This window comes from Microbacterium algeriense (assembly GCF_008868005.1).
Taxonomy (GTDB): Bacteria; Actinomycetota; Actinomycetes; order Actinomycetales; family Microbacteriaceae; genus Microbacterium; species Microbacterium algeriense.
Genome location: NZ_WAAO01000002.1, coordinates 687,512 through 700,288, shown reverse-complemented (window position 1 = coordinate 700,288; position 12,777 = coordinate 687,512). Strand labels below are relative to the sequence as shown.

Annotated in this window: 12 protein-coding genes; 5 read left to right on the top strand and 7 right to left on the bottom strand. The window is 69.7% G+C overall.

From position 1 onward, the window contains the following. The first annotated feature begins 19 nt into the window (after nt 1-19). The 3 genes from F6A08_RS10955 to F6A08_RS10945 are packed head-to-tail and all read left to right on the top strand — an operon-like array spanning nt 20 to nt 1,157. Nucleotides 20-367 carry a metallopeptidase family protein gene (locus tag F6A08_RS10955; RefSeq protein WP_017202043.1) on the top strand — a complete coding sequence of 116 codons (348 nt, stop codon included), beginning with the start codon at nt 20-22 and terminating at the stop codon, nt 365-367. Next, nucleotides 364-660: an ATP-dependent Clp protease adapter ClpS gene (gene clpS, locus F6A08_RS10950; protein WP_192576752.1), complete on the top strand. Its 297-nt coding sequence runs from the start codon at nt 364-366 to the stop codon at nt 658-660. The genes F6A08_RS10955 and clpS overlap by 4 nt, the downstream gene beginning before the upstream one ends. Further along, nucleotides 657-1,157, top strand: a complete 501-nt coding sequence (locus F6A08_RS10945; protein ID WP_151459453.1) for a DUF2017 family protein — start codon at nt 657-659, stop codon at nt 1,155-1,157. The genes clpS and F6A08_RS10945 overlap by 4 nt, the downstream gene beginning before the upstream one ends. 4 nt (nt 1,158-1,161) lie before the next feature. Here the strand turns inward: F6A08_RS10945 and F6A08_RS10940 are convergent, their stop codons facing one another. Genes F6A08_RS10940 through gatC form a run of 6 tightly spaced genes read right to left on the bottom strand, consistent with a single transcriptional unit; the run spans nt 1,162 to nt 6,713 of the window. Beyond that, on the bottom strand, nt 1,162-1,743 hold the full coding sequence (locus F6A08_RS10940; RefSeq protein ID WP_124895487.1) for a nucleoside/nucleotide kinase family protein: 582 nt from the start codon (nt 1,741-1,743) through the stop codon (nt 1,162-1,164). Continuing rightward, nucleotides 1,727-2,044 (bottom strand): hypothetical protein, encoded by a 318-nt coding sequence (locus F6A08_RS10935; RefSeq protein ID WP_017202039.1) that lies wholly within the window; start codon nt 2,042-2,044, stop codon nt 1,727-1,729. The genes F6A08_RS10940 and F6A08_RS10935 overlap by 17 nt, the downstream gene beginning before the upstream one ends. A gap of 37 nt (nt 2,045-2,081) precedes the next feature. Continuing rightward, on the bottom strand, nt 2,082-3,338 hold the full coding sequence (gene dinB / locus F6A08_RS10930; RefSeq protein ID WP_151459452.1) for a DNA polymerase IV: 1,257 nt from the start codon (nt 3,336-3,338) through the stop codon (nt 2,082-2,084). Nucleotides 3,339-3,385: 47 nt separating this feature from the next. Then, nucleotides 3,386-4,900, bottom strand: coding sequence for an Asp-tRNA(Asn)/Glu-tRNA(Gln) amidotransferase subunit GatB (gene gatB, locus F6A08_RS10925; RefSeq protein ID WP_017202037.1), 1,515 nt, complete (start codon nt 4,898-4,900; stop codon nt 3,386-3,388). Beyond that, nucleotides 4,900-6,417, bottom strand: coding sequence for an Asp-tRNA(Asn)/Glu-tRNA(Gln) amidotransferase subunit GatA (gatA, locus tag F6A08_RS10920; protein WP_151459451.1), 1,518 nt, complete (start codon nt 6,415-6,417; stop codon nt 4,900-4,902). The genes gatB and gatA overlap by 1 nt, the downstream gene beginning before the upstream one ends. Further along, nucleotides 6,414-6,713 carry an Asp-tRNA(Asn)/Glu-tRNA(Gln) amidotransferase subunit GatC gene (gene gatC / locus F6A08_RS10915; RefSeq protein ID WP_026049703.1) on the bottom strand — a complete coding sequence of 100 codons (300 nt, stop codon included), beginning with the start codon at nt 6,711-6,713 and terminating at the stop codon, nt 6,414-6,416. Before gatC ends, gatA begins: the two co-directional genes overlap by 4 nt. A gap of 57 nt (nt 6,714-6,770) precedes the next feature. On the opposite strand from gatC, the gene F6A08_RS10910 reads away from it, so the two are divergent. After that, nucleotides 6,771-8,471 carry a long-chain-fatty-acid--CoA ligase gene (locus tag F6A08_RS10910; RefSeq protein WP_151459450.1) on the top strand — a complete coding sequence of 567 codons (1,701 nt, stop codon included), beginning with the start codon at nt 6,771-6,773 and terminating at the stop codon, nt 8,469-8,471. A 47-nt stretch (nt 8,472-8,518) separates the two neighbouring features. After that, entirely contained in the window at nt 8,519-10,363 is a 1,845-nt protein-coding gene (locus F6A08_RS10905; protein WP_420846038.1) for a DEAD/DEAH box helicase, read from the top strand. 76 nt (nt 10,364-10,439) lie between these two features. Here the strand turns inward: F6A08_RS10905 and ligA are convergent, their stop codons facing one another. Further along, nucleotides 10,440-12,773: an NAD-dependent DNA ligase LigA gene (gene ligA, locus F6A08_RS10900; protein WP_151459449.1), complete on the bottom strand. Its 2,334-nt coding sequence runs from the start codon at nt 12,771-12,773 to the stop codon at nt 10,440-10,442. Nucleotides 12,774-12,777 lie beyond the last annotated feature (4 nt).

Genomic DNA, 12,777 nt, shown 5'->3' with positions numbered 1-12,777 from the left:
CGCCCGTAGGCTGGAGAGGATGGAGATGAACGCCGCCGCCTTCGAAGAGCTCGTGATCGACGAGCTCGACCAGCTGCCCGACGAGATGGTCGAGGGCTTGGACAACGTCGTGTTCGTCGTCGAGGATCGCCCCGAGGACGGCACCCTCGATCTGCTGGGCCTGTACGACGGCCTGGCGCTCACCGAGCGCACCCAGTACGGCATGGGCGAACTGCCCGATCGGATCGTCGTCTACCGGGAGCCGCATCTCGCCCAGTGCGAGGATGAGGCGGACCTCCGGGACGAGATCCACACGACCCTCGTGCACGAGATCGCGCACTTCTACGGGCTCGACGATCGGCAACTGCACGAGATGGGCTGGGCATGACTGTCCCCGCTGCCGTCCCCTCGCTCGATGAGGCCACCGATCTTCAGGCCGCGCCCCTGGAGCCGTGGCAGGTCGTGGTGTGGAACGACCCCGTGAACCTCATGAGCTACGTCGTGCGGGTGTTCCGCACCTACTTCGGCTACTCCCTCGACCGCGCGACCGCCCTGATGCTCGCCGTGCACCACGAGGGACACGCCGTCGTCGCCGCCGGCCCGCGCGAGACGATGGAGGTGCACGCTCAGGCCATGCACGACTTCGGCCTGTGGGCGACCGTCAGGAAGGCTCCGCTATGACCGCGATCACCATATCCACGCCGATCACGGCCGTCGAGGAACTGCACCTGGCCCGACTCGTCGATGACTTCCTGGAACTGATCGATACGTCTCGTGACGTCGGCGATCCCGCTGTCGAGCGCCTGACCCCCAGCCCGTATCCCGGTGACCAGGGATCGACCGCCGCCTTCGCAGAAGCGACCCGCAACGATCTGCTCGATCGTCGTGCCGCCGACGCACGGCGGATGCGGGCGTCCCTCGGCGACTTCGACGAGGATCCGACCGCGCTCGGCGACGCCGCGCTGGAGTCCCGGGATCTGGCGATCTCGCTGGACGAGCTCGATCCCTGGCTGCGAACGCTCACGGCGATTCGGCTCGTGATCGCGACCAGGCTCGGGATCACCGCGGACGACGATTCCGGTGAGGACGGGCGTCACCAGGTGTACGACTGGGTCGGGTATCGACTCGAACTCCTGATCCAGGCCGCCGATGACGCGGGCGCCGGCTTGGGCTCCTGAGACCTCACGGCACCGGGACGATCCGGGTCGCCAGCGCCCGGGGATCGTCCCTCTCGATGTGCCGGCGCTCCTGGGCGGCCCAGCGATCCCAGTGCGGGCGGTACGTGTCACCGTCGCGGGCCAGAGCGCGGGCCTTGCGCACGGGTTCCGCCGATTCCACCCACACGCGCACATCCGCCAACCGCGCCGTCGCGGGTCGGAGAATGCCGCTCCCCTCGATGATCACACCCAGCGCCGGGTCCACGGCATGACTCTCCGCCTCGGCCTGCGCCTCCCAGTCCCAGCGCCGCCAGGTGCCGAGGTACCCGCGTCCGTGCGGGCGCAGAATCCATTCCAGGGCGCGCTCCGCTCCCTCATCCAGGCCGTCCCAGCCCGGGTAGATCGAGTCGAGCGCGATGAGCTGCACGTGTCCGCTGACCGGCCACCGGCGCACCAGGCGCGCCGCGAGGGACGACTTGCCCGCCCCGCTGCCGCCGTCGATGAGCACGACCGGGTTCGCGGCCGCCAGCGCGCGGACGTCGTGCGCGATCAGTGTCGCGGCCTGCTCGAGAGCTGCCGCGACAGGGTCGTCACTTCTTGAGGGCACGGATGATGCGGGTGATCGCGCGTCCGGCGACCCACACGAACGGCACGGCCACGACGAGCAGCGTGACGATGTTCGGCTCGAAGCGCAGTCCCTCCTCACGGCGGACGTACACGCCGACCGGCACCGACACGCCTCCTCCGCCGCCGCCCTCAGCGCCATCACCGCTGCCGCCTCCGAATCCGGAGTACGTGAACGCGACCGGAGTGATGCTCACCCCGTCGACGTCCTGCGGCTCTCCATAGGCGCTCTTGACGCCGAGATTCGCGGCCTGCTTTCCGAGTTCCAGTGCAATGTTCGGCATGGTCCCACGCTAGCCGACGGCGGCACGACACGCGCGGTCAATTCACGCCGTGCGCCTTCGGGTGCTGTGCGGCGCCGCGTCCGTCGCCGCGGCCGATGTGCCTGGCGCGACTGATCGTCGCGGAGCCGAACCTCGCGACGGCCTCGTCGACCGCGCCCTCGACCTTGCGCCAGTCCTCATCGTCATCCCAGAGTCCGAGGCCCGCCCCGCCCGCTGGACGCAGGTTCTCGGCGCGCACACCGACCAGACGCACCGGGTCGCGCCGGTCGATCTGCTCGAACAGGCCCTGGGCGGCCTCGCCGATGCGCTGGCCGACGGCTGTGGGCTCGCTCAGCGTCTGCGAGCGGTTCACCGTACGGAAGTCGTCGAAGCGGATCTTGATAGACACCGTCGCGGTCTCCCAGTCCGCTCGACGCAGCCGCGCGGCGACGCGGTCCGCGAGCCGGAGCAGCTCGGCGCGGAGGAACGTCCGGTCGAGGATGTCCTGATCGAACGTCTCCTCGTGGCCGATGCTCTTCTCCACCCGCTCGGTGTCGACCGCGCGGGGGTCCTCGCCGAGCGCGAGCTGGGTCAATCGCGCGCTCAGCGCCGGCCCCACGGCGCGATCGAGCATCTCCCGTGACGACTCGCGCACATCCCGGATCGTGCGGATCCCCCGAGCCTCCAGCGCCTCCGCGGCCTTCGGCCCCACACCCCACATCGCCCGCACCGGACGAGGGGCGAGGAAGTCGAGAGTGGCGGGGGCGGGCACCACGAGCATCCCGTCGGGTTTGGCGACCGTCGAGGCCATCTTCGCGACGTGCTTCGTCGCTGCGACACCCACGCTGCAGGTGATGCCGACCTCGTCGAGGACACGCGTGCGGATCAGGTCCGCGATGCGGGCCGGACTCCCCCACAGCCGTCGGACACCCTGCACGTCGAGGAACGCCTCGTCGACCGACAGCGGCTCCACGAGCGGCGTGAACGACTCGAAGATCGCCATCACCTGGCGCGAGACCTCCTGGTACCGATGGAAGTGCGGGGGGACGATGCGCGCCGTGGGGCAGAGCCGGAGCGCCTGGGACACGGGCATGGCGGCGCGCACGCCGTAGCGTCGCGCTTCGTACGATGCGCTCGAGACGACCGAGCGGCCATCGGGAGCCCCGATGATGAGCGGCAGTCCCCGGAGCGTGGGGTCATCGAGCACCTCGACAGCCGCGTAGAACGCATCCATGTCGACATGCAGGATGCGCGTTCCGGTGTCGTCGGCATCCGGACGCGAGACCACGCGTCCCCTGCCGTCACCGTGTCCCATGACGCCATTCTCCCCCGGGCCTCGGACACGAGGCCCGGGAGATCAGGTCACTGCGCCGCGCGCTCGAGGATGAGCTCACGGACCCGAGCGGCGTCTGCCTGCCCCTTCATCGCCTTCATGACGGCGCCGATGACCGCTCCAGCCGCCTGGACCTTGCCGTCCTTGATCTTCGCGAGCACATCGGGCTGCGCGGCGAAGGCGTCGTCGATCGCGGCGATGAGCGCACCATCGTCGGAGACGACGGCGAGCCCCCGGGCGTCGACGACCTCCTGCGGAGTGCCCTCCCCCGCGATCACGCCCTCCAGCACCTGGCGGGCGAGCTTGTCGGTGAGGGTTCCCGCGTCGACGAGCTTCTGCAGAGCCGCGACGTTCTCCGCCGAGATCAGGTCGGCAGCATCCTTCTCCTGCGCGTTCGCCAGGCGGGCGATCTCTCCCGTCCACCACTTCCGGGCGGCGGCCGGAGCGGCACCGGCGGCGATCGTGGCCTCGACCTGGTCGAGGATGCCGCCGTTGCGCACGTCCTGGAACTCGAGGTCCGTGAATCCCCACTCCGTCATCAGACGGCGACGACGGGCGACGGGCTGCTCCGGAAGCGCGGCTCGGAGCTCCTCGATCAGCTCGGCTGCCGGCTCCACGGGCAGCAGATCCGGCTCAGGGAAGTACCGGTAGTCGTCGGCGTCCGACTTCGGGCGACCAGGCGACGTCGTGCCGGTGTCCTCGTGCCAGTGCCTGGTCTCCTGCGTGATCGACCCGCCGTCGGCGAGGATCTGCGCCTGACGCTGGATCTCGTACCGGACGGCCCGCTCGACGGAGCGCATGGAGTTGACGTTCTTCGTCTCGGTGCGGGTGCCGAGCTTCTCCTCGCCGCGCCGGCGCAGCGAGACGTTCGCGTCGCAGCGCAGGTTGCCGCGCTCCAGGCGGGCTTCGGAGATCCCCAGTCCGCGGACGATGTCCCGGATCGCCTGCACGTAGGCCTTCGCCACCTCGGGAGCCCGGTGCTCCGTGCCCGTGATCACCTTGGTGACGATCTCGACCAGCGGCACACCCGCCCGGTTGTAGTCGACCAGCGAGTACTCGGCGCCCTGGATCCGGCCCGTCGAGCCTCCCATGTGCGTGAGCTTGCCGGCGTCCTCCTCCATGTGGGCGCGCTCGATCGGGATCGTGATGAGCGTGCCGTCCTCGAGCTCGACTTCCACGGATCCCTCATAGGCGATCGGCTCGTCGTACTGCGAGATCTGGTAGTTCTTGCCCAGGTCCGGGTAGAAGTAGTTCTTGCGCGCGAACCGGCTCGACGAGGCGATCGAGCAGCCGAGCGCGAGGCCCAGGCTGATCGACGATCGGATGGCCGTCTCGTTCACGACGGGCAGGGCTCCGGGGAGTCCCAGGTCGACCGGAGCGATCAGCGTGTTCGGCTCGGCGGCGTGGTACGCCTCGTTCGCGGGGTTCGGCGCGTCGGAGAACATCTTCGTGTTCGTGTTGAGCTCGACGTGCACCTCGAACCCGAGGACGGGCTCGAACAGCTCGAGCGCCTTGTCGAAGTCCATGAGCTTGGCGGCGGCCATCAGCGGTTCCCTCCTGCGAGCTGCGGTGCGCGAGTGAGCAGTGGTGCGCCCCACGCGTCGACGAGGAGCGTCTCGAGCGCCGCACCGACCTTGTACAGACGAGCGTCCTCGCGGGCCGGAGCGATGAACTGGATGCCGATGGGGAGCCCGTCTTCGTCCGCCAGACCGCTCGGGATCGAGATACCGGGAACGCCGGCGAGGTTCACCGGAATCGTGGTGATGTCGTTCAGGTACATCTGCAGCGGGTCGTCGACCTGCTCGCCGAGCTTGAACGCCGTCGTGGGTGCCGACGGCGTCGCGATGACGTCGACCTCGGCGAAGGCGTTCGCGAAGTCCTGCTGGATCAGCGTGCGGACCTTCTGCGCGCTGCCGTAGTACGCGTCGTAGTATCCGGCCGACAGGGCATAGGTGCCGAGGATGATGCGGCGCTTCACCTCGTCGCCGAAACCGGCGTCGCGCGTGGCGGACATGACGTCCTCGACCGTCGGATTGCCGTCGGGGGTCACCCGCAGACCGAAGCGCACGGAGTCGAACTTGGCGAGGTTGCTCGATGCCTCCGCTGGGAGGATCAGGTAGTAGGCGGCGACGCCGTACTCGAAGTGCGGCGCACCGATCTCGACGATCTCGGCACCCTGCGCCTCCATGAGCGCGAGCGCGCTGCGGAAGGAGGATGCGACACCGGGCTGGAAGCCGCTGTCGGGCAGCTCGCGGATCACGCCGACCTTGAGCCCCTTGAGCACGTCCCCGCGCGCTCCCTCACGAGCAGCTTCTGCGAACGACGGCCAGGCGTCGGTGAGGGAGGTGGAGTCCTTCGGGTCGTGCCCGGCGATCGCATCGTGCAGCAGGCCGGAATCGAGCACCGTCCTGGACACCGGACCGACCTGGTCGAGGCTCGACGCGAGAGCGATCGCGCCGTAGCGGCTCACCCCGCCGTAGGTCGGCTTCACGCCGACGGTACCCGTGACGTGCGCCGGCTGACGGATCGAGCCGCCGGTGTCGGAGCCGAGCGCGAGCGGCGCCTCGAAAGCGGCGACGGCCGCAGCCGAGCCTCCGCCGGATCCGCCGGGAATGCGGTCGAGGTCCCACGGGTTGCGGGTCGGACCGTAGGCGGAGTGCTCCGTGGAGGATCCCATCGCGAACTCGTCCATGTTGGTCTTGCCCAGCGGAATCATGCCGGCAGCCCGAGACCGCGCCACGACCGTCGCGTCGTACGGCGACCGGTAGCCCTCGAGGATGCGGGACCCGCTCGTGGTGGGCTGGTCGGTCGTGACCAGCACATCCTTGATCGCGAGCGGCACCCCGGCGAGAGGACCGAGCTCCTCGCCCGCCGCGCGGCGCGCATCGATCGCGGCGGCCGCGTCGAGCGCCCCCTCGTTCACATGGAGGAAGGCGTGCACGTCGCCGTCGACGGCGGCGATGCGGTCCAGGTGCGCCTGCGTGGCCTCGACGCTCGAGACCTCGCGGGAGGCGAGCTTCGCGGCCAGAGCAGCGGCGTCGAGGCGGATGATGTCGCTCACTGCTCCTCCCCCAGGATCGCGGTGACCCGGAAGCGGCCGTCTGCGGCATCCGGAGCGTTCTGCAGCACCTGCTCGTGCGTCAGCGTCTGGCCGACGACGTCCGGGCGGAAGACATTGCTCAACGGGATCGGGTGGCTGGTCGCAGCGACATCGGCCGTCGCGACCTCCGAGACCTTGGCGATGTTGTCGACGATCGCGTCGAGCTGGCCCGTGAGCCGCGACACCTCGTCGTCGTTCAGCTGGATGCGTGCGAGCACACCGAGATGGCGCACGAGTTCAGGGGTGATTTCAGACACCCGTCCAGTCTAGTTGGAGTGCCCCGGCCTCTTCCGCGCCCGGCCTATGCTGGGCGGGTGAGCACGTTCCAGCCCCCTCGCCCGTGGATCGCCAGCTATGCCGCCGGAGTTCCGGAAGACCTTCCCCCTGTCGAGGGGTCGCTGGTCGACATCGTCGCCGCATCCGCACGGGACTATCCCGATGCTCCCGCCCTGCAGTTCTTCGGCAGGGAGACGACCTACGCACAGCTGCAGGCGGCCATCGATCGCGCCGCCGCCGGGCTGCGCGACCTCGGCGTCCGCGCGGGCGATCCGGTCGCGATCGTGCTGCCCAACTGCCCGCAGCACATCGTCGCGTTCTACGCCGTGCTCCGTCTCGGCGCCGTCGTCGTCGAGCACAACCCGCTCTACACCCCTCGGGAGCTCCGCAAGCAGTTCGAGGATCACGGAGCGAAGCACGCGATCGTCTGGAACAAGGTCGTCTCCACCGTGCAGGACTTCCCCGCCGACCTCACCGTGACGAATCTCGTGTCGGTCGATGTCACCCGTGCCATGCCGGCGCTCACCCGGTTCGCACTCCGGCTCCCGGTGGCGAAGGCGCGGGAGTCGCGCGCGGCTCTGACGGAGAAGGTCCGCGGCACCGTGGTGTGGGACTCCCTGCTCGGGACCGCACCGCTGCCCTCGACGCACCCGAAGCCCGCCACCGATGACCTCGCGATCATCCAGTACACCTCCGGGACGACGGGCACGCCGAAGGGTGCTGCCCTGACGCACCGGAACCTGCTCGCGAACGCGGCGCAGGCACAGGCGTGGGTCCCCTCGATCCAGCGCGGCAAGGGCTGCGTGGTGTACGCGGTGCTGCCGATGTTCCACGCCTACGGGCTCACGCTCTGCCTCACCTTCGCCATGTCGATGGGCGCGCGGCTGGTCCTGTTCCCGAAGTTCGACCCCGACCTGGTCCTCGACGTCGTGAAGAAGCACCCGGCGACCTTCCTTCCTCTCGTTCCGCCGATCGCCGACCGCCTGCTGACCGCGGCCGACGCGAAGGGCGTCTCCCTCGACGGCATCGAGGTCGCGATCTCCGGCGCCATGGCGCTGCCTCACGAGCTGGTCGTGCCCTTCGAGAAGGCGACGAACGGCTTCCTCGTCGAAGGCTACGGATTGAGCGAATGCTCACCGGTGCTCATGGCCAACCCGGTCGCCGACAACCGGGTGCCCGGCACCGTGGGACTGCCGCTGCCCGGCACCGAATGCCGAGTCGTCGATCCGGACAACCCCACACAGGACGTCCCGGCGGGATCGGCCGGCGAGCTCGTCGTCCGCGGCCCGCAGGTGTTCTCCGGCTACTACGGCAAGCCGGAGGAGACCGAGTCGGTGTTCGCGGACGGCTGGTATCGCACCGGGGACATCGTGACGATCGACGACGCCGGCTTCGTCCGCATCGTCGATCGCATCAAGGAGCTCATCATCACCGGCGGCTTCAACGTCGCCCCCACCGAGGTCGAGAACGCGCTCCGACAGCACCCGCAGGTCGTGGACGCGGCCGTGGTGGGCCTGCCGAGCGAGCACTCCGGCGAAGAGGTCGTCGCGGCGATCGTGGTCGAACCGGGCACCGAGATCGATGTCGAGGCGATCCGCGAGTTCGCTCGCAGCATCCTCACGCCGTACAAGGTGCCGCGTCGCGTCTTCGTGGTCGACGAGCTGCCCACCTCGCTGATCGGGAAGGTGCTCCGCCGTCAGGTCAAGGAGCGGCTGACCGCTCTGACGACCGGCGCCTGAGCCTCCCCTCACAGACAGCGGGTGCCGCCGCGCGCTACCCTTGGGAAGTGACCCCTGAAGATGCAGTGCTGACCGACGCCCCCGAGGAATCCCCCGCAACCCCCGGATTCGAGGAGCTCGGCATCACCGGGCCCGTCCTCAAAGCCATCAAGGACCTCGGCTACGAGACCCCGTCCCCCATCCAGGCGGCGACCATCCCGACGCTGCTCTCCGGCCGCGACGTCGTCGGCATGGCCCAGACCGGAACCGGCAAGACCGCCGCGTTCGCCCTGCCCGTGCTCGAGCGCCTCGACGTGTCGCAGAAGACCCCGCAGGCACTCGTGCTCGCCCCGACCCGCGAACTCGCGCTGCAGGTGTGCGAGGCGTTCGAGTCGTACGCCTCGAAGATGAAGGGCGTCCACGTCCTCCCCGTCTACGGCGGCCAGGGCTACGGCGTGCAGCTGTCTGCTCTGCGTCGCGGGGTCCACGTCATCGTCGGCACCCCGGGCCGGATCATGGACCACCTCGCCAAGGGCACCCTGGACCTCTCGCAGCTGCAGTACCTCGTCCTCGACGAGGCCGACGAGATGCTGAAGATGGGCTTCGCGGAAGATGTGGAGCAGATCCTCGCCCAGACGCCCGAGGAGAAGCAGGTCGCGCTGTTCTCGGCGACGATGCCGCCGCAGATCCGCCGCCTCGCGCAGAAGTACCTGCGCGAGCCGGAGGAGATCAGCATCAAGTCGAAGACCGCGACGGGCACGAACATCACCCAGCGGTACCTCGTGGTCTCGTACGCGCAGAAGGTCGATGCGCTCACCCGCATCCTCGAGGTGGAGAACTTCGACGGGATGATCGTCTTCGTCCGCACGAAGAACGAGACCGAGACGCTGGCCGAGAAGCTGCGCGCCCGCGGATACTCCGCAGCCGCGATCAACGGCGACGTCCCTCAGGTGCAGCGGGAGCGCAGCGTCAACCAGCTCAAGGACGGAAAGCTCGACATCCTCGTCGCGACCGACGTCGCGGCCCGCGGGCTGGACGTGGAGCGCATCAGCCACGTCGTGAACTTCGACATCCCCACCGACACCGAGTCGTACGTGCACCGCATCGGCCGCACCGGCCGCGCAGGGCGCTCCGGAGACGCGATCAGCTTCATCACGCCGCGCGAGCGCTACCTCCTCAAGCACATCGAGAAGGCGACGCGTCAGCAGCCCACGCAGATGCAGCTGCCGAGCACGGAAGACGTCAACACCACGCGTCTGAACCGCTTCGACGACGCCATCACGACGGCGCTGTCCGAGACGACCCGCATCGAGGCGTTCCGTGACATCGTCGCGCACTATGTGCGTCATCACGACGTCCCCGAGGCGGATGTGGCGGCGGCGCTCGCCGTGGTGGCGCAGGGCGACACTCCCCTGCTGCTCGACCCGGCGAACGATCCGCTCTCCAAGGCCGTGGAGGCCGACAACCGTCCGCCGCGCGAGCGCGCGACACGGGAGCCGCGGGAACCCCGCACCGAGCGTCGGGGGCGCGGCGACTACGCCGCATACCGCATCGAGGTCGGCCGCCGGCATCGGGTCGAACCTCGTCAGATCGTCGGCGCTCTCGCCAATGAAGGCGGCCTCGGCCGCGACGACTTCGGCGCCATCAACATCCGCCCCGACTTCTCGATCGTCGAGCTCCCCGCGAACCTCGACCCCGCCGTGCTCGAGAAGCTGCGGGACACCCGGATCTCCGGTCGCCTCATCGAGATCAAGCCCGATCGCGGCCCCAGCGGCGCCCGTCGCACCGGCGGACCTCGCGACGGCGGTCGCGGCGACCGCTACGAGCGACCCGCACGCCGGAACGATGACGACCGGTACGCCCGCGGAGACCGGGACGAGAAGCCGTTCCGGAAGCCCCGGCACAAGAACTGATCGCGGAGCCGCGCGGAAGGACGCCCCATCGTCCGCCGCGCGGCTCGGTCGTCGAAGTGGGCGGTGGCCGCCCGCGTCAGGAGCTCTCGCCCACAGGGGCCAGAGCCTCCGGTCCCTCCGTGACGAGGATGTGGAACTGTGCGGCGTCGAGGATCCGGATCCCGAGTTCCTCGGCTTTCGCGAGCTTGGACCCCGCGCCGGGGCCGGCGGCCACGAAGTCGGTCTTCTTCGACACGCTCGACGCCGCCTTCCCTCCGGCCTGGATGATCGCCTCCTGTGCGCCGTCGCGGGTGTAGCCGTCCAGAGAGCCGGTCGCGACGACCGTCAGCCCCTCGAGCACGCCGCCCGCGGGGACCGCCGCGCCCGGGCCCGGGTGACCGGGCGTCGCCCACTGCACGCCCGCGTCGGTCCAGCGCTGCACGATCTCCTGATGCCAGTCGACCTCGAACCAGGCCAGCAGCGAGTCGGCGATGATGCCGCCGACTCCCTCGACCGCGGCGAGCTCCTCCCGTGAGGCGGCGCGGATCGCGTCGAGCGAACCGAACCACTGCGCCAGCGCTCGCGCGGCGACGGGGCCGACATGCCGGATGTTCAGCGACACGAGCAGTCGCCACAGGTCCTTCGTCTTCGCCTTCTCGAGCTCCGCGATCAGCGTGAGTGCCTGCGATGAGGGCTGCGGCCCCTCCAGCCCCGACTTCTTCTCGGCGGCGGTGGGGTTGCGTCGGAAGGGCGCACGGGTCTTCACGAGGCCGTCGTCATCCTCCTTCGGCAGCCCGGTCTCGGCATCGCGGACGACGACCTCGATCGGCACCAGCTCGTCCACCGTGAGGGCGAAGAGCCCGGCCTCCGTCTCCAGCGGAGGAACCGCGGGAGACGTCGGCTGCGTCAGCGCCGCTGCGGTGACCTCGCCCAGCGCCTCCACGTCGAGCGCGCCGCGCGAACCGATGTGCTCCACCCGTCCGCGGACCTGCGCAGGGCAGGAGCGGGCGTTCGGACAGCGCAGATCGATGTCGCCCTCCTTCATCGCGCGCAACGGGGTGCCGCACTCCGGGCAGTCCGCCGGCATCACGAACTCGCGCTCGGTGCCGTCGCGCTTCTCGACGACCGGGCCGAGAACCTCGGGGATGACGTCGCCCGCCTTGCGCAGCACGACGGTGTCGCCGATGAGCACGCCCTTCGCCTTCACGACGTCCTTGTTGTGCAGCGTCGCCTGCCGGACGACGCTCCCGGCGACGTGTGCGGGTGCCATGACCGCGAACGGAGTGGCTCTGCCCGTCCGCCCCACGGAGACGACGATGTCGAGGAGCTTCGTCTGCACCTCCTCTGGCGGGTACTTGTAGGCGATCGCCCAGCGCGGAGCCCGGCTCGTGGCCCCGAGCTCGTCGTGCAGCTCGAGCTCGTCGACCTTGACGACGATGCCGTCGAGCTCGTGCTCGATGTCGTGGCGGTGTTCGCCGAAGTACTCCACGAAGTCGACCACCTCGTCGATCGTGCGGCACACCCTGGTGTGCGGACTCGTGGGCAGGCCCCATTCGGCCAGCAGCTCGTAGACCTCGCTCTGCGCCGCGACCGGCGGGTTCGGCCAGGCCCCGATGCCGTGCACGTAGAGCGCGAGCGACTCGATCCGCAGCAGCCCCGCCTCCAGCTCCAGCCCGTTCTTCTTGTCGATCTGCTGCCGCAGGCCGCCACTGGCCGCGTTGCGCGGATTCGCGAAGGCCGGGAAGCGGCGCGCGGCCGCCGTCCGCGCCTTCTCCTCATCGAAGGGCTTTTTCACCCCACCGCGCGCTTCCCACCTCGCCAGCGCATCCGCATAGGCGCGCTCACGGAAATCAGCCTGCGCCGCATTGAGACGCTCGAACGCGGCCACCGGGATGAACACCTCACCGCGGACCTCGACGATGGGCGGGTGCCCTTCGCCGACCAGTCGAGCGGGGATCTCCGGCAGCCGCAGGGCGTTCTCGGTCACGATCTCGCCGACGCGGCCGTCGCCGCGGGTGGCCGCCGAGGTCAGCACGCCGTTCTCGTACCGCAGGTTGATCGCGAGTCCGTCGATCTTCAGCTCGGTCAGCCAGGCGACCTCGCGGCCGGAGGCGGCTCTGGTCTTCGCGGCCCACTCTCGGAGCTCGTCGACGGAGAACACGTTGTCGAGGCTGAGCATGCGCTCGGCGTGCTCGATCGTCGCGAGCCCGGTCGCCTCGGCGGCGCCCACCATCTGCGTCGGAGAGTCCTGGCCCTGCAGCTCGGGGTGCAGGCGTTCGAGCTCTTCGAGCCGGTGCATCCATCCGTCGTAGGTGAAGTCGTCGACCACTGAGGTGTCGCGGCCGTAGTAGGCCTCCTTGGCCTCGAGGATGCGAGTGGTCAGCTCCTCGGCTTCGGTTCGGGCGTCTTCCAGCGAGATGTTCTCCGGCACCCCG

Coding starts and splice junctions, on each gene's coding strand:
- F6A08_RS10955 (WP_017202043.1), top strand. CDS start 20: ATGGAGATGAACGCCGCCGCCTTCGAAGAGCTCGTGATCGACGAGCTC.
- clpS (WP_192576752.1), top strand. CDS start 364: ATGACTGTCCCCGCTGCCGTCCCCTCGCTCGATGAGGCCACCGATCTT.
- F6A08_RS10945 (WP_151459453.1), top strand. CDS start 657: ATGACCGCGATCACCATATCCACGCCGATCACGGCCGTCGAGGAACTG.
- F6A08_RS10935 (WP_017202039.1), bottom strand. CDS start 2,044: ATGCCGAACATTGCACTGGAACTCGGAAAGCAGGCCGCGAATCTCGGC.
- dinB (WP_151459452.1), bottom strand. CDS start 3,338: ATGGGACACGGTGACGGCAGGGGACGCGTGGTCTCGCGTCCGGATGCC.
- gatB (WP_017202037.1), bottom strand. CDS start 4,900: ATGGCCGCCGCCAAGCTCATGGACTTCGACAAGGCGCTCGAGCTGTTC.